Genomic DNA, 25,561 nt, shown 5'->3' with positions numbered 1-25,561 from the left:
TTGTTATGTCGTTTTCAGGCGTAGCAACGGCGCAAACTACGAATCGCACCATATCAATTGATTACACCAAATCATCAGGCAAGCTCAACACAATGTTCAAAGAATCTGTTGGAGCCGGACGTGCAAATGAAGGCCTTCGCGCCGACTGGCAACAGCAATTAGCCTATGTGAAAAAGGAATGCGATTTTAAATACATCCGTATGCATGGCCTTTTAACTGATGATATGGCTGTTTATACAGAAGACAGTAAGGGTAATCCGGAGTACAATTACCAGTACGTAGATGTACTTTTTGATTACCTGCTAAGCATTGATATTAAACCATTTGTAGAACTTGGTTTTATGCCGAATGCGCTTGCCAGCGGCAATAAAACAATATTTTGGTGGAGAGGTAATGTTACACCTCCTAAAGACTATAACAAATGGGAAGCTTTAATTCGTAATCTTACAAACCATTTTACAGAGCGCTACGGTGCCGAAGAAGTAAAGACATGGTATTTTGAGGTTTGGAATGAACCAAACCTTGACGGTTTTTGGGCAGGCACACAGGAAGAATACTTTAAACTTTATGCGCACGCGGCGAAAGCAGTTAAAAGTGTCAATAACGACTATAAAGTGGGTGGCCCTGCTACGGCAGGCGCAGCATGGATTCCTGAAACATTAGAATTCTGTAAAAACAATAATGTACCCATCGATTTTGCCAGCACGCATTCTTACGGAGTAAATCAGGGGTATCTTGATGAATTTGGTAACTCGGGTACTGTGCTGAGTAAAGATCCTAAGGCGGTTAGCAGCGATGTAATTAAGTCCCGTAAAGAAATAGAAAACTCTGCTTTTCCAAATACAGAACTTCATTATACAGAGTGGAGTTCGTCGTACACGCCAGCCGACCCAATACACGATAGTTACCATCAGGCGGCATACATTCTGGAAAAAATAAAACAAGTGGGTAAAGCTGCCAACTCGATGTCGTATTGGGTATTCACCGATATTTTTGAAGAACCGGGACCAAGATATACGCCCTTTCATGGTGGTTTCGGGTTACTAACTATTCAGGGTATAAATAAACCGGCATTTTATTCGTACCAGTTTATGAATAAGTTGGGAGATACCGAACTTACCAATACAGATACTCACTCCTGGGCAGCGAAGAACAGTAAAGGCGATGTACAGGTGCTGTTTTGGGACTGCACATATACCGATGGTGGAGAAGGGGTAAACAATCAGCAGTATTATATTCGCGACCTGCCTTCTAAGGCAAAAGGCAAAACTACCGTTTCATTAACCGGATTGCCTAAAGGCAAATACCGTGTTGAGCTTTATAAAATAGGCTATAAGTCTAACGATGCATATACAACCTATTACGAAATGGGAAAGCCTGCACAGCTTTCTAAACAACAGGTAGAAAAAATAAAAACTTCAAATGATGGTAAACCTTTCTTTAGTGAAACGGCTACAATTAAGGGTGATGGCAGATTTTCTAAAGAATTAGATATGCGCGAGAATGATGTTATACTTGTAAACCTTGTAAGGATCTAACATTACGGTTATATACTCTAATTAATTGTTAACTACATTCATTAAAGAAATGAAAACAATACTATTAAGTTTATCTACGCTTTTACTGTTTTTCAATACGTTTGGGCAAAACCAACCGGAGACAATGGCGAATAAATCGACATATCAAAATCCAATTTTCGGAGGTGACTACCCCGATCCAAGCCTGTTACGTGAGGGAAAAGACTATTATATAGTACATTCATCTTTTGATTACTACCCCGGTCTAACCATATGGAATTCCCAGGATCTGATAAACTGGATACCTGTTACTAATGCGTTACACAAATACGTCGGCGACGTCTGGGCTCCCGACCTGATTAAGTATAAAAACAGGTATTACATTTATTTTCCTGCAAATAATACCAATTTTGTTGTAAGTTCAGATAATATAGCGGGTCCGTGGAGTGAGCCGGTTGATTTGAAGATTGGTAATATTGACCCCGGACACGTAACTGATGACAACGGAAACCGCTATTTATATTTCAGTAATGGTGATTATATAGGATTATCTCAGGACGGATTAAAAACAACCGGTGAGGTAAAACATGCTTACGACGGATGGCCTATACCACGCGATTGGTCAATAGAATGTTTTTGTATGGAAGGCCCTAAACTTTTTAAGAAAGGCGAATATTATTATCTTACTGTTGCAGAAGGTGGAACTGCCGGACCCGCTACCAGCCATATGGTAGTTTCGGCTCGTTCCAAAACACCATTTGGACCTTGGGAAAATTCGCCATATAATCCTGTAGTAAGGACAAAGAGCAGCGATGAACGCTGGTGGTCTAAGGGACACAGTACTATTTTTGAAGATGCTAATGGTAAGTGGTGGATGATTTTACATGCTTACGAAAAAGGGTTTTATAATTTAGGGCGTCAAACCCTACTACAACCTGTAGAGTGGACTAAAGACGGATGGTATAAAATTCCGGAAGGTATTGAAACAGATAAACCTATTACCAAACCGAAGGGGAAGGAAGTTGCGCGTTTTTCGCAAAGTGATGACTTTTCGGGTACAGAACTTAAACCGCAATGGAAGTTCTTTAACGGCGTAGACAATTCGCGATTTAAAGTAGCAAATAATAGTATTACAATAAAAGGCAAGGGTAAAGGAGTAGGAGATAGCTCTCCACTGGTATGTGTACCTTCGGAGCATTCATACACAGCTGATGTGGAAATGGATATTGAAGGTGATGCTGTAGGTGGATTGGTTCTGTTTTACAATAACACTTACTTTTCCGGTATTTTAGCAGACAACGAAAATATTCTGGCTAACCTTAGGGGATGGCAGTTTCCTACAGAGAAAAAAGTGCACAAAAGACATGTATATCTTCGTCTTAAAAATATAAATAATAATGTAGATATGTACTACAGCCTTAATGGTAAAGACTGGCTTAAAATTGAGAATTCGGCAGAAGTTTCGTCATATAACCATAATGCACTAAGTGGATTTTTAGGCTTACGTATAGCGTTATGCTCTATAGGGGAAGGAACAGTTACTTTTAAAAACTTTAAGTATACCGCATTGTAAAAATAAAGGCTCATATTTATTTATGAGCCTTTATTTTTACTTAATTTATTTGAGTGACGATAGTAAGCGATTTGCTTAAAATTGATATTGCTTCTTCCATTTCGGTTTTATCCAAATGGCCAAACCCCAAGCGTGTGGCTGTTAGGCTTTTTGTTTGGTATAAAATGGTTTTTGGCAGGAACAATCCATTTGTAGCGCATTCTTTTTGAAACTTTATTAAATTAAAGTTGCCGAGCCATTCAACCCAGATAGCTAATCCACGGGGTGGGACTTTAAATTTAATTTTGCCTTTAAGTTTTGCATTCAGAAGCGAGACAAAATAGTCCCTGCGCTCTTTATAGATCTTTTTATTTTTTTTAGAAAGACGGTGCACTTCACCCTCTTTGATCCAATCGGTCAAAACCTGTTCTTTAATAACATCTATTCCGGGTTCAAGTATATTCTGATGTTTTTCGAGTTCCTTAATAAATTCTGATGGTGCTGCAATAAAACCATATCCAAAACCCGAAGGCAACGACCTACCGAATGACCCGATGTAAACAACCCTTTCATTAGTATCAAACGCAGCGAGTGGCAACACCGGGTTGTTGTCATAGTGAAAGTCAAAATCATAATCATCTTCAAGAATTACGAATCGGTACTGATTTGCCAACTCAAGTACCTCAAGCCGTCTTTTGGCACTTAAGGAAGTTGTAGTTGGATAATGATAAGTAGAAGTAAGATATAATATTCGTATTGTTTGCTCTTCGCAAATCTGTTTGAGGTATTTTGTGTTGATACCATCTTTATCAACGGGTATAGAAATGATCTGTGCCCCGCTATCAGATAATGTCATGTTGGATATATAATAGCCAGGAGAAGCAACTACTACTTTGTCACCGGGGCTAATAAGCAGTTTGGTAACCAGATACAAGCTAATCTCATGGCTGCTGGTCGTAAGAAGATTTGATGTAGCAATACGCAACCCCCTTGTAAGGTTCAGAAAATTGGAAAAATGCATTTTAAAATTTAAATGCGACTGTGCCTGGATCTGTTCCCACGTATTTGTGCTTTTTTGTCTTTTTAGTTTAGAAACATATAGCCTTGCTAAAACATCGGTCTGAACGAGCCTAAGATCCGGCATACCATCATTAAACTGATAGGGCAGGGTACTTGTGTCCTTTGGATTTTCGAGTATTGTCGAGCGTTTGTACGTGAAGCCGGTACTCACTTTTGATGATTCTTTACTTTTTAAGTGAGTAAAGACTTTTTTTTTGTCCTGCTTTTGTTGGGATAAGATAAATGTACCTTTATTAGGTAAAATTTCAATCCAGCCTTGTGATTCTAAATCCTCGAAAGCTTTGATGAGTGTATTTCGGTTAACCGACAATAATTTGCACAATATACGGGTGCCGGGAAGCTTTGTACCTTCAGGAAGTAGCCCTGTTTGTATGGCTTTAATAAACTCAAAAACAATTTGAAGGTATATTGCTGTTGTTTCTTCCGGCTTAAGCTGGATAAAACTTTTAAAGGGAATTTGAACCGGACTATCCATTATTAGAAAACTGGTATACTTTAGTAGTACGGCAAGGTACTACATTTGCCAAAATTTTAAACGAATGAAAAAAAAATATTTTGCTATTCTTGTTCTAACGCTTTTAGGTGCAGATGTATATGCGCAGGTAAAAAAGGACACTGTTGTAACTTTTGATGAGGTAATTATTAATGAAAACCGTTTCAGTACTCCTATTTCTAAACAAAACAGGAATGTTTATGTAATAGATAGTGAGGCGATAAAAAAATTACCGGGCAGGACGGTACAGGAATTATTGCAATATGCTAATGGGGTAGACCTTAGGCAAAGGGGGCCATTTGGCAGCCAGGCTGATATAAGCATAGACGGTGGAAGCTTTGAGCAAACCGTGGTTCTTTTAAACGGAACAAAGATTATTGATTCCCAGACAGCACACAATATGCTTAACCTGCCTATTCCGGTTGAAGTTATTGAGAGAATTGAAATAATCAGAGGCCCTGCAGCCAGAATTTACGGTATTAATAGCTTAACCGGTGCGATAAATATTATTACTAAGAAACCAACTACGTCAGGGTTTTTAGTAAATACATATATGGGGTCTAATTTTGAGAAAGATTCTGAAGATACAGGAGACACCTTTTTTGGTAGGGGAATTCAGATAGGCGGTGTTTATAGTAAAGAAAAGCACCAGCATTCGCTTTTTGCTTCACATGATAAAAGTAATGGCTACCGCTACAACACTGCGTTTGAAAACAATAAGCTTTTTTATCAGGGCAATGTTCAAATAGACAGTCTAAATGAAATTTCGGGATCATTTGGTTATATCAACAACGGATTTGGTGCTAACGGATTTTATGCTGCACCCGGTGACAGAAATTCAAGCGAAATCGTGCAAACTACAATGGCCTCACTACAATCTAAACACTTTGTGTCGGACAGATGGACGTTAATGCCGCGACTAAGCTACAGGTACAATTACGACGATTACCGCTACTTTGGTATTTCTAACCTAAATGCAGGTAGAAGTAAACACTATACAAATTCAGTGGCTGCCGAATTTAATACGTCTTATAAAACAAACAAAGGAGAACTTGGCTTTGGAGCTGAGGCGAGGAGTGAAGACATCAACTCTTCTAATATTGGGGAGCACAGCCGCGAGAATGTGGGTATTTCTGTGCAATACCGAACAAATCTTACCGAAAAGCTAAATGTAAATATTGGTACATACCTTAATTATAATTCAGACTTTAAATGGCAGGTTTATCCGGGGCTGGATGCCAGCTACGCAATAACCAATACATTCAAAATAATAGGAAACATAGGTACAAGCCAGCGTATACCGTCATTTACAGATTTGTATTTAAACCAGCGTCCGGGTAATATAGGTAATCCTGATGTTACTTCCGAGAATGCATTTCAGAGTGAATTAGGATTTAAATTTACCGCTCAGAATTTTAGCTTCAATGCAAATTATTTTTACAGAAAGATCAGCGATTTTATCGACTGGACAAGAATGGTTGATACCGAACCATTTCAAAGTAATAATTACGGAAACCTTATTACAAACGGTATCAATATGCGTTCAAACTACAGTACTAATTTTAGTACAGACACAAGGTTTACTACTAACCTAGCATATTCGTATTTAGATTCGGAGTTTAAAGACATACAATCCGATATAAATTCTAAATACTTTATATCTTCGTTAAAACATCAGGTAACAAATACAGTAGATTTACAGTATAAAAATTTCACTATTTTATTCGCTACGCGCTTTAATGAAAGAGCATCAGGCCCGTCATACTGGATTAATGACTTTAAAGTGAGCCAGTCAATAAATAAAGTGATGATCTACTTCGATGCACAAAATATATTCAACACAACTTATTTTGAAGTTGGTGCAATACCACTTCCATCAAGATGGTTTAGCTTAGGAGTTAAATATGTAGATTTATAATAAATGACTTAAGTTACAAAATACATTTTGCTATTTTTTTCCAAAATGGCCACCGATAAATTAAAGGTGGCCATTTTTTGTGATGGTTAAAAAATTAAAATTTTCTTTGTACACAATGTGAATTTACTGTAATTATTCAATAAATTTACCAAATAACCGCTTCGGTTAATAAAACTACTAACTTAAAATAAATTCAATGAAAAAAAATCTACTTAGTGCATTTCTGTGTTCAGGTTTATTTTTTCCTTTTGCAACAATAGCTCAGGATTTTCCTTATTCAGTTACTGTATTAGATCAGGTTCTATTTTATGATGGATATGCAGCAGTTGTAGATCAACCTGTACCTAGTGGAGTTATCCGTCACAGAAATGATTCGTATGCTGTGAAACTTACGGAAGAGCAAATATCCTCTTTTGGAAATACTTTGACTATGAATGTGGTTATAAAAGCAGCCTGCGATAATTACGACCGAATAGGTAACATTAACCTTGCATTGGTTCCTAAAAACCAGACTTCTTATAATTACGATAGTGTTTCAAGGATAGAAATTGGAAGATATATCACACCATTTATGAATAAAAACAGAACTCCTACTGAGGTTCCGTACAGTTATGAAGTAAACAACCTTACAAGGATTTTGAAAGACCAAACATTAAGTGCTGAATTCGATTTTTGGGTAGAACTTGAGGTTTTTGGAGTTCCATATTCGGCCAATACTCAGGTAGCAGGTTGTTCCGGTAGATCTGATGTGTTTTTTGGATCGTTAGAATTTGTTTCAGATCAGAATCCTAATGTAATATATGGAACAGATCACTATTTCACCCCGATAACAAATAAGGCTAACCTTAATAATTACCAGAGCGGTGCTACAGATGTACCTGGGCAGACAACAAGAACATTTACTTTTGAACTGCAAGAAGCTGTTACTAATGCGACAGTTTATTTTATAACATCTAATCACGGTGCTAACTCGGGAGGAGAAGAATATAATAGGAGAGTTCATAATATTTATTTCGACAATGAGCAAGAATTAAGTTACATACCCGGCGGTAAATCTTGTGAGCCTTACAGAATTTACAATACACAGCCAAACGGTATTTATGGAAACTCACCTCAATCAGACGATGAGTGGGCATCATTCAGTAACTGGTGTCCCGGAGACGCAATACCTATTCGTACGATAGAAGTGGGTGATCTCGCTGCCGGTTCTCATTCGTTTAAAATAGAAGTGCCAACTGCTCAATTTGTTGGTCAGGATGGTAATATACCTGTTTCAGCTTATTTACAGGCAGGATCTGTAACTTTGGGTACAAACAAGTTCACGCAGGATAAACTAACTGTGTCTCCTAATCCTGTTGATAATATACTTACAATAGATACAAAAGGTGATGCTATTAGTAGTGTATCAGTAGTAAACGCAATAGGGCAGGTTGTCTACCAAGGAGTTAATTCTAATAAAATTGATTTTTCAGGGTATCAATCTGGTATCTATATTGTGAAAGTTACAATGTCTACAAGTGAAATACTTATAAAAAAAGTTATGAAAAAGTAAATTACTTTTACTAAAGTAATGTTTTACAGCAATAAAAAATCCCCATTTACAATTAAGTAAATGGGGATTTTAGTATTAAACTAACTCAACTATTTTTTATTTAGCGCCCTTAAATATTCACGTGATTTTATACCACTTTCTTTAAGGTCACTTTTTTTCCAGTTTCCGGTTGAAGAAGCTGATTTTTTTAAAACACTACAGGTTTCATCTTTATCGGAAACCGACCAGGTTATCCAGCTAATCTCCCGGTTTTCCATCCAGTCAATCCATTTTTGCCATTCTTCCATGTTTAACGGGCCGTCGCCGGTTGCTTCCATTCCGGCACATTCAGATACAAAAACAGGTAGTCCTTTCTTTAAAGCCTCGTCTGTACGGTCTCTTAATTCCTGCTTATGTGTGGCAGCATAAAAATGGACGGTATACATTAAATTTTTATATCCTTTAATAGGATCTGCTGCGGGCAAATTAATATCCTGATCCCAATGCGGACAGCCAACAAGAATGATATTATCGGGGTCATTCTTACGGATTATTTTTATAATGGCTTCGCTATACGCTTTGATCTCCGGCCATGTTTCCTCATCGGGCTCATTAAAAATTTCATAGATAACATTAGGATGCTTAGCGTATGTTTTTGATATTTCATCTAAAAACAGGCTTGCTTCTTTAAGGTTTATGTTGTGGCTGTGCCAGTCTATAATTACATAGATATCCGCCGCAATGGCGCCATCTACTACCGCTTTAATTTTTGCCTTGGCATCTTCAGGATTCTCTTTGTATGTCATTCCCGGAGAGCCTGTTTCAATACCCATTGCAGCTCTTACAACGTTAGCATTCCAGTCTTCCTTAAGCCATTTTACACTTTCTGAATTATAAAAACGCGGCCAGAAACTATGCCACCCATAACTCATGCCCCTAAGCACAACATGCTTTCCGTTCTTGTCTACAAGCTGTGTACCTTTTACGCTAAGCTGCCCGTGTTCTTTTACAACCTGAGAAAAACCCAATGCACTTATTAGTACTACTATAAATGTTACTTTAAACCTTAGCATAGTTATTTCTTTTTGGTTAATCTAAGTGCTATTATATCGTGCGACGGTATATCGGCGCTAAATACTTTTTTGGTTGTGGCGTTGCCTTTATCCTTTTTATCCCAAAGATTTTTAATGGTATATACAGTATTGTTTAACGAAGCATCAAGTTTATTGATTTCATCATATATTTTTTCCTTAGACCAGTCAAATGTTACTTTCTGTGCTTTGGTACTTCTGTTTAAAAATGCTACAGCCCAATCGCCATTCTCTAAAGGTTTAGCCCATATTTCCAAGCCATCTTTGGCAGAAACTTTAAAACCCTGTATACCCAGTTTATCCTGGTTAACAGCGATAATGTTTTTGTTGGTAAGTACTTCTGTGGTTTCTTTGCTCATGGTACGTAAATCGTTACCTGCAATTAGTGGAGATGCTATCATCGCCCACATGGTAAAATGTGCCCTGTCTTCACCGGGTGTAAGTGCATCGTTGCCAATTTCCATCATATCAGGATCATTCCAATGGCCAGGACCTGCGTAACCTCTAAGTCCGTCCTGTTTGTCGAGAATTTGCATTACACCAAAAGCTTTCCAAGTACCATGGTCTTTAATACAGTCAAAACAGTTGTAAATGTCTCCCGTTGTTCTCCATAGGTGCCCAACGTTTTGTCCCCATTTCCAAGGCTCATCAGTACCCCATTCGCAAATACTGAGAACAATAGGGCGGCCTGCTTTTTTTAATGCAGCAGCAATTGTTTTATAAGCACCTTCTGCCTTAAGCCCTTCAGAATTACACCAGTCATATTTAAGATAATCTACTCCCCATTCTGCATAAAGTAAAGCGTCCTGAAATTCATAACCACGGCTTCCGGGTCTTCCGCCACAAGTCTGGCTTCCTGCATCGCTGTAAATTCCCAGTTTCAGGCCCTTGCTATGTACATAATCTGCTAATGCTTTAATGCCTGAAGGGAAACGTTTGGGATCAGGGTGTATAAATCCTTTTTCATCGCGATCGCCATGCCAGCAATCGTCTATGTTGATATATGTATAACCTGCATCTTTCATACCGCTTGAAACCATTGCATCGGCCATTTGTTTTATCAGGTTCTCATCTACATTACATGAAAATTTGTTCCAGCTGTTCCATCCCATAGGTGGGGTAAGGGCGAGACCCTGATATTTTGTATAATCCTGTATGTAATTATTTCCCTGTGAAAAAGCTAAAGAGCAAAAGGTTAAAAAGAGTAAAATTGAAATAGGTAATTTTTTCATTATTATATAATTTAATTAGTTGGCGTTTAAAAATAGATTATAATTTGGTTTTTACTAGCATATCGTAAGTTCTAAATTGCAAAAAACATTCCCTGAATAATCAGGGAATGTTACACAAAAAACAGTTACAACTTATATTAAACCTAAGTCATCAATATATAGCACGTTACCGGCACCACTAAATTCCTGAATTACTATCTCATTCAGTGTAGCAGGACTGCCAAGTTCTGAGAATGGAATTGTAAAGTCGATCCATTCGCCAGCGACAACGTCTAAAGTTTTACCACCATCATAATTACCATTTATTGCAAGTAATACTCTTCCGGTAGTCGTAGCTTGTATAGAAACTTTAATCGCGGTATAATCATTTGCTAAATCTATGGTCGCCCCGCCATTACCTATCTGGAAACCAGACCAGGCATCGGTAGTTCGTTTAATAGCGAAGGTGCCACGTCTAACAACTTCGGTGTTATCAAACTCCTGACTTCCTCCCCAGCCGCCAACCCACCATCCTGGTGCAAGGGCTTCGTCATACACTATAAATTTAAATCCAAATTGTCCGGACGATCTTGTTATGCCCCCGGTAGTTTCAACAAAAATGTAAGACTGTACTACTCCTTCGGGAACTTCAACTTTAATTTCTGTAGTTGTTGCTGATATGATTGTAGCAGGTATGTCGTCAAATCGTACAGCCTGAAGATTATCAAATAGTGTTCCTTTTATAGTTACAATTGTACCCTCACCACCGGCAACAGGGTCGAAACTTGTTATTCTTGGACCGGGCTGACCTATCATAAAGTCATATTGAACAGATCCGTTTAACGTTACTATCCTTAATTTGTTCGAAGTGTTATCGTTAGAAAAAGGTACAGATTCAGGTATCTGAACAAAAATTATATTGTTTGTAATTAGCGTAGGATTAAATGTCGCCTCAACCTCATTAAAATAAATTTTTTGAGTGTTAAGAAATCCATTACCTCTTATAATGTACATATTTCCTATAGACCCTGTCGTTGTAATAGAATCTTTCGGTATGTTTTCCCCATTTACAACATTATATCCCGTAAGACTTACACTTTCAATTGATAATGCATCAGATGTGCCTTTAGCATCATCATCGGAACATGAAGCTGCTGTAAATGAAATTACTGTCATTAAAAGCAATGAACCCAGTACTTTTTTAATATTTATTTTTTTCATGATTTACAATTTTAAAATTAATCGAAAACATATGGCACTGGCGCCTCTCCAAGTTTAGGATTTTTTATTAATTCTGAAGAAGGATAAGGTAATATAAAATCGTTTTCATCCGGCGTTATAAATATCACATTGTCTTTGTCGCCTCTATTTTGGGCAGCTACAATAGCCATAGCCTGAGACCTTGGTATTCTTCCAAGATCGAACCAATAATCTCCTTCAAATGCTAGTTCAACTCTTCTTTCATGTAGAATATCATTAAATGTTATCGACGGGAAATTTCCGAGTCCGGCTCTGTTTCGTACAGCGTTGAATGAAGCCAAAGCGGCAGCGTCTGACGTGCTTGCTCCACCAGCTAAAATTGCCTCCGCATGTATAAGAAGTAATTCTGCATATCGCATTACATAGCTATTATTCGCACTACCATACCATGCGTCTGTTATACCATCTCTTCCTATAACATATTTTTTTATACCTGAACCAGAATTCTGAGCATTTATGTCTGCAGGTACTGTAAAGCCAACTCCTGTGGCAGTAGGTAAATTAGGATAAACATCACCGGGAAGCATAACTGTTTCTTTACGACGTAGATCTCCAGGCTCAAATGTTGCCAATAAATCCTGTGAAGGAGCAAAAACGCCTGCGTATGGTGCGTTGTTTATTGCTGTAGAATAAGCAAATTGTGTATTGCTGTAATTTCCTGTATTGTAATTTCCTGTAGTCCACTGCCATGCAACAATCGATTCTTCATTATTGTTATTTGCAATAAGGTATAAATCGCCAAATGACTTCGAAGGCATCGCTGTACCTCCTAAAAGTTTAAATTCTCCGCTGTTTATTACCTCTTCAGCCATTAATCTTGCATTGGCATATTCCTGTTGATAAAGATATACTTTAGAGAGTACTGCTTTTGCAGACCCTTGAGATACATGTGCATTATCTGAATAACTGCTGCTTCTAATTTTTGCAACTAGATTCTCTGCTGCAAATTTAAGATCATTCTCAATAAAAGTGTAAACATCTTCAACTCGGTTCGTGTTAAGTTGAGGATCGTTTATATAATCCTGATTGTTTTCTATAATTGGTACGGGTCCATATAATCTTACAAGATAAAAATAAGCTAACGCTCTCATGAAGTGAGCTTCCGCAATGGTGTTTTTTACAACGGCTGGGTTTACCGAAGCACTAACCCGTGGCGGGAGCAAATTAATCAATGCATTAGATTGTGCTACTACAGCCCAACATGATTTCCATGCGTTTAATAATTCAGGATCTGTAGTCGTAATATTAAGTTCTCTTAAGCTATTTATGTCGCTTGAATATGAAAAAGAGTTTCCCGATCCCACTTCGCCAATAGCATAAAATGCTTTATTGTGAAAATTAAACCACACCTTTCCATAAAGTGCATTGGTACTAGCCGCTACCTGAGCATCAGAGCTATAAAATTCGTCAATATTAAATCCATCCTCAATGGGTCTGTCCAGAAACTCCTCAGAGCAGGAAGCCATTACCATCGATAGTGCCAGCATTAACAGTATTCCTCTTTTATTTTTTACTATTTTTTTCATAACTGATTTTTAAAATTCAACATTTAGTCCCATTGAAAATGTTCTTGGAGTAGGATAGCGTCCATTGTCGACCCCACTAAGTAATACATTTTGGTTAAACGAGCCTACCTCAGGATCATATCCCTTGTAATTAGTTAGCGTATAAAGATTTTGAATACTAGTATAAATACGTAATCTTGTAATTTTTAATTGAGACAATATTTCAGTTGGAAAGGAGTATCCTAATGTTAAATTTTGTAGCCTCATATATGATCCGTCTTCAATAAATCTGTCAGATACATTTAGATTTTGGTGGCTCAATGCACCCACAGGCCTTGGCAATGATGCATTAACATTATCTGCAGTCCAGAAATCAGCAGCATCAGCTAACTGATTTACATATAAATTTGCGTTTAATGTACCTGCTCTCCTTGTTAGGTTCATTATATCGTTTCCAACAGATCCCTGAAGGAAAATAGATAAGTCTAAACCTTTATATGCAAAACTATTTGTAAAACCAAATGTGAAATCAGGATGCGGATTGCCGATTGTAGTTATGTCCTTATCATCGATAATTCCATCACCATTCTGATCTACATACAATACATCTCCAAGTTGCGATGTTTGAATAGTGTTAGAAAATCCAATTAGGGGTGCAGCGTCAAGCTGTTCCTGATTTCTTATAATTCCGTCGCTTTTTAAACCGTAAAACATTCCAATCGGGTTACCAGTAGATGTGTTGGTTACTGTACTGGACGTGAAATCATTAAAGTTTATTGTCTGCGGTATTTCAAGTCCCGATGAAATTTCGTTAACCCTGTTTTTATACCTCGACACAACAAGTGTTGAGTTCCATGAAAGACCATTTGCAAAAGTGTTTTTATAATTAAGCGTAAGGTCAATACCTGTATTCTGCATTTCTCCGGCATTAACATATGGAGGTGCCATACCACCCTCGTAACTATCTCCTCCTGTCAGAAACAGAGGGAGTGGAGCCTGTATAAGGAATTTAGATGATATCTTTTTATAAACCTCGATTGTAGTTGTTAGTTTAGAATTGAATAACGAGAAGTCCAGTCCTAAATTGGTTTGTTTAGATGTTTCCCATTGTAGATTTGGATTTGAGAAATTACTTACCAAGAAGCCTTGACCTATCCCTGTAATAGCGGAATTGATAGCTGATCCATACAAGTAATTTGGTATTTGCTGGTTACCTGTCTCCCCATATCCAATTCTGAATCGAATATCACTGATATATTTTCGCGTACTTTCCATGAATGCTTCTTCCGATAATTTCCATGAACCGGAAACTGCAGGAAAATAGCCCCATTTATTACCTTCACTAAATTTAGATGAACCATCAGCCCTCATGGATGCAGTAACACTATATCTGTTATCGTAGTCGTAAATAAGCCTTCCGAAGAAAGAATAAAGTGCCTGACTTCCTTTAAATTGCCCCTGATATGTGAAATCTTTTGCAGCTGAAACGCTTAACTCCTGAAGATCATTACTTAAAAACCCTCTACCCTGAACACTAAGACCCTGCCAGTGGCTGTCGTTTGCTTCCTGACCTGCCAAAATTGTAAAATTATGTTTATCAGCTGAAGTCTTATATGTTAGTAAGTTTTTAATGTTCATCGAGTACGATTCTTGTGTCCTTTGATCTAATGTAGCAAAAGCATTTATAGCACTTCCCCAAGCATATGTCGGATTAAACTCTTTATTGTTAGAAAAATCGGCATAACCACCAATTTCAAACCTGTATTCTAATCCTTTCAAAAGCTTTGCTTCTGTAAAAAAGTTAGCAGAGAAGCTTTTTCGTATCAGTTTGTTCTTCTTTTGCAAAGCAGCAGCGACTGGGTTTATAAAACTTCCAAGCGTTCCATCTGCGGGAGGACCTGCAAATGTTCCGTCAAGATTTCTAACCGCAGTGTCAGGCGTGCTTAACAGCGATGTGCTAATTATACCATTTTGCTGGCCGTTAAGTGTTATATCTTCATTGGTTACACCACCGTTAATGTATACACCTGCTTTAAGCCAGTCTTTCAATTTAGCATCTAAGTTTGTTTTAAACGTATATCTCTTAAATCCTGAACCAATTACTGTACCAGCCTGGTCTGTATAACTTCCGGACAAATAGTAATTTATGCCTTCTTTGCCACCTGAAAATGATAATTGATGTTGTTGCATTATGGCATTCTTGTAAATTTCGTCCTGCCAGTCTGTACCATTACCCAACAAACTTGGGTTAGAGAATTCTGCCCTTGGTGCAACGCCGTATACTTTAGCAAGTTCGTTTTGCAATGCTGCATACTGTCTCAAATTCATTGCATCAAGTAATCTTGACTGGGTTTGTATTGAATAGGAGTTATCATAGGTTAATTTTCCAGTACCTTTTTTACCGCTTTTTGTAGTTATAATTACAACACCATTGGCACCTCTTGAACCGTAAATAGCAGTCGCAGATGCATCTTTTAAGATATCTACAGACTCAATATCATTTGGATTTATAGCTGACAGTGGGCTAAAGGCAACGCTACCCGCATTTGAAAAGTTACCGCCTCCAACAGGCCTACCGGTTGTTGCTTTGTTTAAACCGTCACCTGAAACCGGAATACCATCAATAACGTACAAAGGTTCATTTGTTCCACTAATAGACGTGTTTCCCCTAATTTTTACGGATACCTGGCTGCCTGGTTGCCCAGAGTTATTAGTAATTGTAACACCAGCTGCTTTACCCTGTAGCATCTGGTCTATAGATACTTGTTTTAGGTCTTGAATATCTGAGGCTTTTACTGAAGAAATAGAACTATTTACATCAGATTTTTTTTGAGTTCCGTATCCAATTACAACTACTTCATCAAGAACTTCAGAGTTTTCTGTAAGGGTAACATTAACCTGTTTTTTGTTTTGAATAGCTATTTCCTGAGAAGCAAAACCTATAAAACTGAATACGAGTGTTGCGTTAGCAGGAGCTGTTATGCTATATTCTCCGTCAACATTTGTGGCGACTCCGCCCGTTCCTCCTTTAACAGATACGTTTACCCCCGGTATAGTTAATCCGGTAGGGTCTTTTACGACACCTGTTACAACATTTTGGGCCTGTAAAGAACCCATTGTACAGAATAGAAGTATAATCAGGGATAAAAATCTCCCTTTTTTATACCATTCCGTAAGATCATGTAAAGTGTTACCCATAATAAATTTGTGTTAGGTTAGTTAAAACTTCATAATAAATAAACATTTTAATTTCGCAATTGGTAATATAAAGGTTCATTTATTGACAAAAACAAATTTATGTGAGTTGTTAAGTGTTTGTTAATATTATTTTATCATTTCATGATAATATTTCCTCTAACGTTTGCGTAGATTATATACAATATAGTATATCCTTAGTGTTTTGTATATTTAAAATATTGTTTATGAGTGTTTTAAATTCGTTTTGTCATGTCGGAGTTGCTTATGTAGTATTGTATTTTTTAATCAAAATACGGTTTATAAAAAGCGTTTCATACCATAAAACTCTTCCCGATACTGACTAGGAGTGGTATTTTTTATACCCTTAAATATGCGGTTAAAATTGGCAATATTATTAAATCCGGATTTAAATGCAATTTCAGAAATACTAAGGTCTTTTTCTACGAGCCATCGAGCAGCATAGCCAACCCTGATGTCATTTAGGTAGTTTACAAAAGTTTTGCCTGTACGTTTTTTAATAAATCGGTTAAAAGAAACCGGACTCATACTGGCAATATCAGAAACATCATCGAGTGTAATTTTATTAGAAAAATTTTTCTGTACATATTCATACACGAGTTTCATTTTGTCATCATCTTCAAAAGTATCATAATCTACTGTAAAAGTAGAAAGCAATCTTTGGTTACGTGAGTTTGCCATATCATGCAGGATGGATATTATTTCGAGAAAATAATCCATACCATCGAGTTTAGAAATTTTCACGATCCTGTCGGCAAGTTCGCTTCCTGTCTTTTTAGAGAAAAGAATTCCATGGTTTGCCCTGTTGAACATATCTTTTATAGGCATCATGATACGACGTTGTAAAAGAGATTCGCTAAACAGATCGTTATGAAATTGTATTGTTATTTCATGAATGCCGCTGTTTTTACATTTATTAAGTTCCCAGCCGTGATATAAATTAGGGCCAACCAGTACTAATTCAACATCGTCTATCTCTTCAATATGGTCGCCAACTATTCTTTTAACACCCTTTCCATTAAGTATAAAGTTTATTTCATATTCAGGGTGATAGTGAATAGGAAAGTCGAAAGCATCCTTAAGACGGTCGAAAACTAAGAAACTGTCTCCCTTAGTTAATGGTGGAATTTCCCTGTGAAACTTATGGTTGTCCATGGCTAAATTTTTATTTGCAATTATATGATATAAAATTGATAAAATAATATTAACGAAAATTTAAGATGAAATTTATCTTTGGCATTATCAAAAAACTGTCTTTAAAATTGCAGTCTTCCAAATAATAAATAATATTAATTAAGAATTTGTCAAAACGCGTAAATTCGTTTTCAAACTGATATACAAGCTAAATGAAGAATAAAATAATACTTGTGCTTGGCGTTGCGCTGATAGTTTCCTGCAAAAGTATTTCGCAGACTGCCAATGTGCCGGTAGATAAAAAGGCAACTAATGAAACTGTTACGCTGTATAAAAACCTATTCAAACTAAGGGATAAGGGTTATATGTTTGGGCATCAGGATGCGCTTGCCTACGGAGTGGAATGGAAATATGAAGAGGAGCGAAGCGATGTTAAAGATGTTACAGGCGATTATCCGGCGGTTTACGGATGGGATCTTGGAGGGATAGAAAATAATGCTGAAAAGCAGATTGATGGCATTCCGTTTACAAAACAAACAGATTTTGTAAGGCAGGTGTATGACAGGGGAGGCGTAAATACCTTTAGCTGGCATGCCGACAACCCCCTCAGTGGTAAAAATGCATGGGATAACCCGCAGGGTACTGTTGCGTCTATATTACCGGGTGGTTCAGAACATGAAAAATTTAAGGACTGGATGGATAATGCTGCTGCGTACCTGCTTACATTGAAGGGCACTGACGGTAAACTTATACCTGTGTTGTATAGACCATACCATGAATTTACAGGGAATTGGTTCTGGTGGTGTAAAAATACTACGACTCCTGAGCAATTTAAAGCTTTGTGGAAATTTACAGTAGAGTATTTTGAAAAGAAAGGTGTCCATAACCTTATTTATATTTACAATACCTCTGACAGTAATGTACAGACGGAAGCCGATTTTATGGAGTATTATCCCGGTGATGAATGGGTAGATATGGTAAGCTTTGATATCTACCAAGGGGGCGACGGTGAAAAGCAACTAAAATTTGTAAATGATACTAAAAGACTGGTTACTATTATAGATAAAGTTGCAAGAGAGCATAATAAGCTTTCAGCTATTGCAGAGACAGGTTACGAGGCTGTTCCTTATAGTAAATGGTGGACGGAAACGTTAACTGATGCTATAGGTGACAAAAAAATATCATACGTTCTTTTATGGCGTAACCACGGCTGGAACGAAGGTATGACACCACCGCGTATGCACTATTATGCGCCGTATAAAGGACAGGTTTCGGCAGATGACTTTATTGAATATTATAAAAAAGACAACACGCTGTTTCAGAAAGAAGTGACCAAATTTAAACTATACAAATAGGCTGCAAGCCATTTATGATATGAGACTAACCTCTATTGACCTAACTATTATTGCCCTCTATTTTATCATGATGATCGTTATTGGTATCATTATGAAAAATCGCGCTAAGCGCAGTAAAGACAGCTACCTGATGGGTGGTAAAAAATTACCATGGTATATGCTTGGATTAAGTGATGCCAGCGATATGTTTGATATTAGCGGCACCATGCTGCTTGTTAGCATGGCCTTTTTGTACGGATTTAAAAGTGTATGGATTCCGTGGATGTGGCCTGTATTCAACCAGGTATTCCTTATGGTGTTCCTGAGTAAATGGCTTAGGAGGAGTAATGCAACTACAGGGGCAGAATGGTTAGGCACCCGTTTCGGGTTGACCGATAAGGGAGTAAAACAAAGCCACGCTATTGTTGTTGTTTTTGCCCTTATGTTATGTATCGGCTATATGGCATATGCTTTTGTAGGTGTGGGTGAATTTTTAGAAATATTTATTCCGTATGAGAGTATTAAAGAAGTAGTTCCGTTCCTGGATCAGAATTTAGAACAATTTACAGCAGGATCAGACGCATATACAACAGCACTATATGCTGCAAAGCACACTACAGCCCAGTTTTACGGTGTAAGCATTTGTATTGTGGCTACCTTTTATAGTATAGTAGGTGGTATGCATGGTATCGTACTGGCCGACTTTATTAAATACATGATCATGATAGTGTGTTCTATTTTTGTGGGTACTATCGCCATGCTTCACCTCGCAGATTCAGGTATTATTTTCGCAGATAAGATGCCTCTTGGTTGGGATAGCCCGATGTTTGGTGCCGAACTTGGCCTTGACTGGCATAATATATTGGCAGATGCACAGGTTAAACTTGAAAGAGACGGATACAAATTATTCTCTGCAGTTGTAGCTATGATGTTCTTTTCGGGTGTTCTTAAAAGCCTCGCAGGTCCTGCGCCTAATTATGACTGCCAGAAGATCTTAAGTACAAAATCGCCCGAAGAAGCCAGTAAAATGAGTGGTTTTATTTCTATTATATTATTGCCTATCCGCTATTTCATGACAATGGGGCTTTGCATACTTGGAGTACTGTACTTTAAAGATCTTGCTCTTAGCCGTACTGCTGATGGTGTAAATTTTGAAAGTATTATGCCTGCAGTTATCAATAAATATCTTCCTGTAGGCTTGGTCGGCCTTGTGCTTGCCGGTTTCCTTGGAGCATTTATGAGTAATTTCTCAGGAACGCTTAATGCCGGACAGGCGTATATAGTCAATGATATTTACCTGAAGTACTTTAAGCCCGATGCCGGAAGGAAACAGATTATCAATATGGGATACCTTTCGGGTGCTGTAATGGTAATATTGGGTGTAGGGCTTGGATTGTTTATCAGAGATGTTAATATGATATTCAATATTATTACGGCGGGCTTATATGGCGGATTTGTTTGTGCAAACGTGCTTAAGTGGTATTGGTGGCGTTTCAACGCAAATGGCTTCTTCTGGGGTATGTTTGCAGGAATCACGGCAAGCGCAATCCCTCCAATACTTTCGGTAAGTGGTATCACTACATATTTTGACGGTACACGAATGCTGTACTTCTTCCCGGTGTTTATTGTTATACAGTTTATTGCCTGCGTGCTGGGTTCTTATGCCGCACCACCTACAGATGAAGTTACACTTAAAAGCTTTTACAAAGATGTCCGCCCTTGGGGTTTCTGGAAACCTGTACGCGAAATGCTTCAGGCAGAAGACCCAACTATTGAAAGAAATAAAAACTTTGGTATAAACATGTTTAATGTTGGTATGGGAATCGCCGGGCAGATTTTACTAACACTGCTACCGATGTATTTTATATTATCTAAATGGACAGGTTTTGGTGTTGTACTGGCCTTATTGGCGGTAATATTTATTGTTATGAGAAAAACCTGGTGGAACAGGCTAACCGATTATTAAAAGAATACAAATTAAAGATTATAGTGAAATGGGGAATGATATGATTACTGACCAGCTGAACAAGATTGCAAACTATGATGCACTTGTTAGTCAGCACCAGCAGCTTATTGAAAAGAAAAACGAGCCTATTGCCCAAAACAATGGGGTGTATACACGATATAAAAATCCGGTGGTTACTGCTGCTCATGCCCCAATTACCTGGAGGTATGACCTTAATGCCGAAACCAATCCATTTGGTATGGAGCGCATTGGCATTAACGCCGCCTTTAATGCCGGAGCCATGAAATGGGATGGTAAATATATTATGTGTGTTCGTGTTGAAGGTACCGACAGAAAATCATTTTTTGCTATCGCCGAAAGTCCGAATGGTATAGATAATTTTAAGTTTTGGGATAAACCATGTGTTATTCCGCAGCTTGAAGATCATGATACCAATGTATATGATATGAGGCTTACGTTGCACGAAGACGGATGGATCTACGGTATTTTTTGTACTGAGCGAAAAGATCCAAATGCGCCGGCAGGCGATACCAGTGCTGCTATAGCCAATGCAGGTATAGTGCGTACGAAAGACCTTGTGAATTTTGAAAGGCTTCCCGATTTGATATCCAACACGGGGCAACAGCGTAATGTTGTAATTCATCCTGAATTTGTAGATGGCAAGTATGCATTATATACGCGTCCGCAGGATGGTTTTATAGATGTTGGAAGTGGCGGAGGTGTAGGTCTTGGCTTTATCGATAACATGGAAAACCCGATAGTAAAGGATGAAAAGATAATATTCGGGAAAATATACCATACCATATACGAACTTAAGAATGGCCTTGGCCCTGCGCCAATAAAAACCAATAAAGGATGGCTTCATTTGGCACACGGTGTTCGTAATACCGCGGCCGGGCTTCGTTACACATTGTATATGTTTATGACCGACTTTAATGATATTGGTAAAGTTACCCATGTACCGGCAGGTTATTTTATGGCTCCGGAAAACGAAGAAAGAGTAGGGGATGTATCAAACGTATTATTTACTAACGGATGGATAGCCGATGAAGACGGAACGGTTTATGTTTACTATGCTTCTTCAGATACACGTATGCACGTAGCTGTTTCTACAGTAGATAAGCTGGTAGATTATGTTATGAACTCGCCTGAAGATACTTTGACTTCGGCAGGTTCTGTAAATACAATTATTAAACTGGTAGATAACAACAGTAAGTTTCTATAATGGCGAACCTTAAAGCAGAAATGTACAATGAACTGCTTTCTATTCTTGAGTATTGGAGCACTAACGCTTTAGATGAAGAGAATGGCGGTTTTATCGGTACAATAGATTACACAGATACAAAAGAGTATAATGCCGATAAAGGCTCCGTATTAAATGCCCGTATTTTATGGGCATTTTCGGCTTCTTATCCCATCACAAAAAACGATTCGGATCTTGAGATGGCTAAAAGGGCTTTTGACTACATCAGCGAGTATCTTTATGACAGGGAGAATAATGGTATTTTCTGGAGCATTACGTTCGACGGAAAACCAAAGGATGCTAAAAACCAAATCTATGCGCTTGCTTTTGTTATTTATGGACTATCGGAATATTACAATATCTCTAAAGACCAAAAAGCACTTGACCTTGCTATAGTACTTTACAATAGTATAGAAAAACACAGTTATGACCCGATACATAAAGGTTATTTTGAAGCTTTTACCCAAAATTGGCAGCCTATAGATGACTTGCGCCTTAGCGATAAGGATGCAAACGAGAAAAAGACTATGAATACCCACCTGCATATAGTAGAAGGATATGCTAATCTTTACAGGGTTTGGAAAGACGAAGGATTAAAAAATAAAATTGTAGAGCTGCTTTATACAATTAATGAGCATTTCATTAATGAAGACATGGGGCATCTTCATCTTTTCTTTAACGAAGAATGGGTGGAAAAGCCGGATGTTATTTCGTACGGACATGATATTGAGGCAGCCTGGCTACTGCAATGGTGTGCCGAAATGATAGAAGATGATACATTAATTGCCATATACAAAAAACATGCTGTAACCATGGCAGATGCCACCTTTGAGGGTATAGATGTAGATGGTGGTTTGTGGTATGAGTACGATCCTAAAGAACGAAAATTGATTGCTGAAAAACACTGGTGGCCGCAATCTGAATTGATGATTGGAATGATAAACGTCTGGCAATTAACCGGAGATAAAAAATACCTTGATGCAGCCATTAACAATTGGCATTTTGTTCAGGATTATATACTTGATAAAGAGAATGGTGAATGGATATGGGGTATAAATAAAGATTACTCTGCTATACAAAAAGATAAGACAGGGTTTTGGAAATGCCCGTATCATAATTCCCGTGCCTGTATTGAACTTTTCAAAAGATTATAAGTAGCGTAGCTTGATAATAGACTATAAAAAAACACCGCTGTAAAGGGGTGTTTTTTTATACATATCATATGGATGAGAATCTTATTTCAATTCAAATTCTGTCTCCTGAACATTATCAGAACTTGTACCCACAAACACTTTGAATATTCCGGGTTCAACAAGGTAACTACCGTTATTATCGTAGAAACCTAATTCTTTATCCGTCAGGTTAAAAGTTATGGTCTTGGTTTCCCCTTTTTTAAGATCAAGCAATTCAAAACCTTTGAGTTCTTTTACGGGGCGTGAAAGACTCGCAGTAATATCTCTTATATAAAGCTGAGCCACTTCCTTACCATCAAGATTACCTGTGTTGGTAATTTCTACCGATACCTTTACAGTTTCTCCTTTAATGTAAGTTTTTTTCTCAATCTTAGGAACTCCATATTTAAAAGTTGTATAGCTCAGTCCGTGACCGAAAGCAAAAAGAGGTGTTTTCTCTACATCACTATAGTGCGACCAGAAGACATTATTATCGCTATTAACTGGTCTTCCTGTACTGTGCTGATTGTAATAGATTGGCACCTGCCCAACATTACGCGGAAAACTCATAGGCAGCTTACCACTTGGGTTATAATCTCCGTACAGAACCTGTGCAACTGCATTACCTGTTTCAGAACCCAAATGCCATGCTTCTACAATTGTTGGTATATGTTGCGCTGCCCATGGCAATGCAAGAGGTCGGCCATTGTTGAGTACCAGAACAATATTAGGGTTTACTTTATAAACTTCTTCAAGTAGTTCCTGCTGTAATCCCGGCAGGTCAAGATTGGTTCTGCTGCGGCCTTCGCCACTCTGGAAACCGTGTTCACCCAATACCATAATTACAACATCTGCTTCTTTGGCTACTTTTTTAGCTGCTTCAAATCCATCACGATTGTTAGTATTGAACACCAGTTCATCAAGGAAAGTAGTTTTGCCGATAGTAAGCTCAGGTCCTTTTTCAAAAGTCAGGATATTTCCTTTGTACTGCTGCATGCCTTCCAGTACAGATACCGCCGTATTATCATCTGATGCGATCCTCCAGCTACCAAGTGGGCTGTTCATGTCATTAGCCAAGGCACCTATAAGGGCTATTTTCTGTCCGCTTTTTTTAAGAGGTAATAAATTTTTATCATTCTTTAAAAGCACTACCGACTTTTTAGCCATATCCAATACAGCTTTATGATTCGCTTTACTGTTTATAACCTCTCTTTCTCTTTTTTCGTTGCAGTAACGGTAAGGATCGTCAAATAATCCAAGTTCATATTTAACTCTTAGTATCCTTTTTACCGAATCATCAATTAGTTTAATATCGACCTTACCTTCATTTACCAGTTTTACCAATTCTACCACATAAAGATGTGATTCCATATCCATATCTGCACCCGCGACGACAGCTTTTACACTGGCATCGGCACCATCTTTTGCATAGCCGTGTGCGATCATCTCGCGGATAGAAGCCCAGTCGGTAATTACAAAACCGTCAAAGCCCCATTTACCTTTAAGGATATCTCTTTGCAGAAAACTATTACCTGTAGCAGGCACACCGTTAAGAATATTGAAAGAATTCATAAACGTACGAACGCCTGCATCATGTGCTGCTTTAAAAGGAGGGAGCACCGTGTTGTGTAATGTGGCATTGCTTATATCTACCGTATTATAATCCCTTCCGGATTCAGAAAACCCATAGCCTGCAAAATGTTTTGCACAGGCAGCGATAGTATTTGGAGCTGAAAGATCATCTCCCTGAAATCCTTTAACCCTTGCTACTGCAACTTTACTTCCAAGATATGGGTCTTCACCGGCACCTTCCATAACACGTCCCCAGCGGGCATCGCGGCTAATGTCGACATTTGGCCCAAACGTCCAGTTGATCCCTGAAGCCGATGCTTCATCTGCAGCTACCTGGGCCGATTTCTTTATAGCATCCATGTCCCAGCTTGCAGCTTCGGCAAGAGGAATAGGACTTAATGTTTTATAACCGTGTATTACATCAAATCCTATAATTAGCGGAATACCCAGTCGTGTTTCTTCAACGGCTATTTTTTGTACGGCACGTACCTGTTCCACACCTCTGACGGTTAGCATAGAGCCCACCCATCCTTTACGAAGGTGCTCATATTTAAGTGCGGCATTGCCTTCTTTAGGCGACGGGCCAGTTACATCCCAAAAGCCATTATATTGATTCATCTGGCCTACTTTTTCCTCAAGGGTCATTTTTGCCAATAACTTTTCTACCTTTTGTTCTATTTCATGTTTTTTCTGCATGCTGTTTTTCTTTTGGGCGTTGCCATTATAAAAGCTTAAGATGGCAAGTAGTACTATTGTTTTTTTCATA

At 38.0% G+C, this 25,561-nt stretch carries 15 protein-coding genes and 1 pseudogene; 8 read left to right on the top strand and 8 right to left on the bottom strand.

Annotated features, from left to right (window positions below):
* Window positions 1-5 precede the first annotated feature (5 nt).
* Window positions 6-1,538 carry a glycoside hydrolase gene (locus tag ALW18_03035; protein ID AOE54291.1) on the top strand — a complete coding sequence of 511 codons (1,533 nt, stop codon included), beginning with the start codon at window positions 6-8 and terminating at the stop codon, window positions 1,536-1,538.
* 124 nt (window positions 1,539-1,662) lie between these two features.
* Complete coding sequence (locus ALW18_03030; GenBank protein AOE54290.1) at window positions 1,663-3,090, top strand: beta-xylosidase; 1,428 nt, start codon at window positions 1,663-1,665, stop codon at window positions 3,088-3,090.
* 40 nt (window positions 3,091-3,130) lie between these two features.
* On the opposite strand, the gene ALW18_03025 is transcribed toward ALW18_03030, so the two are convergent.
* The gene (locus ALW18_03025) at window positions 3,131-4,624 is read right to left on the bottom strand and encodes a GntR family transcriptional regulator (GenBank protein AOE51573.1); all 1,494 of its coding nucleotides are present in this window, start codon (window positions 4,622-4,624) and stop codon (window positions 3,131-3,133) included.
* A 64-nt stretch (window positions 4,625-4,688) separates the two neighbouring features.
* Between ALW18_03025 and ALW18_03020 the strand changes: the two genes are divergently transcribed.
* The gene (locus ALW18_03020) at window positions 4,689-6,560 is read left to right on the top strand and encodes a TonB-dependent receptor (GenBank protein ID AOE51572.1); all 1,872 of its coding nucleotides are present in this window, start codon (window positions 4,689-4,691) and stop codon (window positions 6,558-6,560) included.
* A 196-nt stretch (window positions 6,561-6,756) separates the two neighbouring features.
* The gene (locus ALW18_03015) at window positions 6,757-8,112 is read left to right on the top strand and encodes a hypothetical protein (protein AOE51571.1); all 1,356 of its coding nucleotides are present in this window, start codon (window positions 6,757-6,759) and stop codon (window positions 8,110-8,112) included.
* Window positions 8,113-8,201: 89 nt separating this feature from the next.
* On the opposite strand, the gene ALW18_03010 is transcribed toward ALW18_03015, so the two are convergent.
* The 6 genes and pseudogenes from ALW18_03010 to ALW18_02985 all read right to left on the bottom strand — a co-directional run bounded on the left by ALW18_03010 (window position 8,202) and on the right by ALW18_02985 (window position 17,529).
* Entirely contained in the window at window positions 8,202-9,140 is a 939-nt protein-coding gene (locus ALW18_03010; protein AOE54289.1) for a glycosyl hydrolase family 5, read from the bottom strand.
* A 26-nt stretch (window positions 9,141-9,166) separates the two neighbouring features.
* A complete protein-coding gene (locus ALW18_03005) occupies window positions 9,167-10,414 on the bottom strand; it encodes an alpha-galactosidase (protein AOE51570.1) in 1,248 nt (415 codons plus the stop codon).
* Between the two features lie 132 nt (window positions 10,415-10,546).
* Window positions 10,547-11,440 (bottom strand): annotated as a pseudogene (locus ALW18_03000) (hypothetical protein).
* A gap of 191 nt (window positions 11,441-11,631) precedes the next feature.
* On the bottom strand, window positions 11,632-13,140 hold the full coding sequence (locus ALW18_02995; protein AOE54288.1) for a carbohydrate-binding protein SusD: 1,509 nt from the start codon (window positions 13,138-13,140) through the stop codon (window positions 11,632-11,634).
* 48 nt (window positions 13,141-13,188) lie between these two features.
* Entirely contained in the window at window positions 13,189-16,356 is a 3,168-nt protein-coding gene (locus ALW18_02990; protein ID AOE51569.1) for a TonB-dependent receptor, read from the bottom strand.
* 297 nt (window positions 16,357-16,653) lie between these two features.
* Window positions 16,654-17,529, bottom strand: a complete 876-nt coding sequence (locus ALW18_02985) for a transcriptional regulator (GenBank protein ID AOE51568.1) — start codon at window positions 17,527-17,529, stop codon at window positions 16,654-16,656.
* Between the two features lie 191 nt (window positions 17,530-17,720).
* Between ALW18_02985 and ALW18_02980 the strand changes: the two genes are divergently transcribed.
* From ALW18_02980 to ALW18_02965, 4 genes are read left to right on the top strand one after another with little or no spacing between them, the layout of a single operon-like run.
* Window positions 17,721-18,863: a beta-mannosidase gene (locus ALW18_02980; protein AOE51567.1), complete on the top strand. Its 1,143-nt coding sequence runs from the start codon at window positions 17,721-17,723 to the stop codon at window positions 18,861-18,863.
* Between the two features lie 19 nt (window positions 18,864-18,882).
* Complete coding sequence (locus ALW18_02975; GenBank protein AOE51566.1) at window positions 18,883-20,808, top strand: sodium:solute symporter; 1,926 nt, start codon at window positions 18,883-18,885, stop codon at window positions 20,806-20,808.
* 40 nt (window positions 20,809-20,848) lie between these two features.
* The gene (locus tag ALW18_02970; GenBank protein AOE54287.1) at window positions 20,849-22,033 is read left to right on the top strand and encodes a glycosidase; all 1,185 of its coding nucleotides are present in this window, start codon (window positions 20,849-20,851) and stop codon (window positions 22,031-22,033) included.
* Window positions 22,033-23,205, top strand: a complete 1,173-nt coding sequence (locus tag ALW18_02965) for an N-acyl-D-glucosamine 2-epimerase (GenBank protein ID AOE51565.1) — start codon at window positions 22,033-22,035, stop codon at window positions 23,203-23,205. The genes ALW18_02970 and ALW18_02965 overlap by 1 nt, the downstream gene beginning before the upstream one ends.
* 81 nt (window positions 23,206-23,286) lie before the next feature.
* Here ALW18_02965 and ALW18_02960 read toward each other — a convergent pair whose 3' ends face one another.
* Window positions 23,287-25,560: a beta-glucosidase gene (locus ALW18_02960; protein AOE51564.1), complete on the bottom strand. Its 2,274-nt coding sequence runs from the start codon at window positions 25,558-25,560 to the stop codon at window positions 23,287-23,289.
* Window position 25,561 lies beyond the last annotated feature (1 nt).

It is taken from the genome of Flavobacterium psychrophilum (genome assembly GCA_001708385.1).
Taxonomy (GTDB): domain Bacteria; phylum Bacteroidota; class Bacteroidia; order Flavobacteriales; family Flavobacteriaceae; genus Flavobacterium; species Flavobacterium psychrophilum_A.
This window is presented reverse-complemented; position numbering and strand designations above follow the sequence as displayed.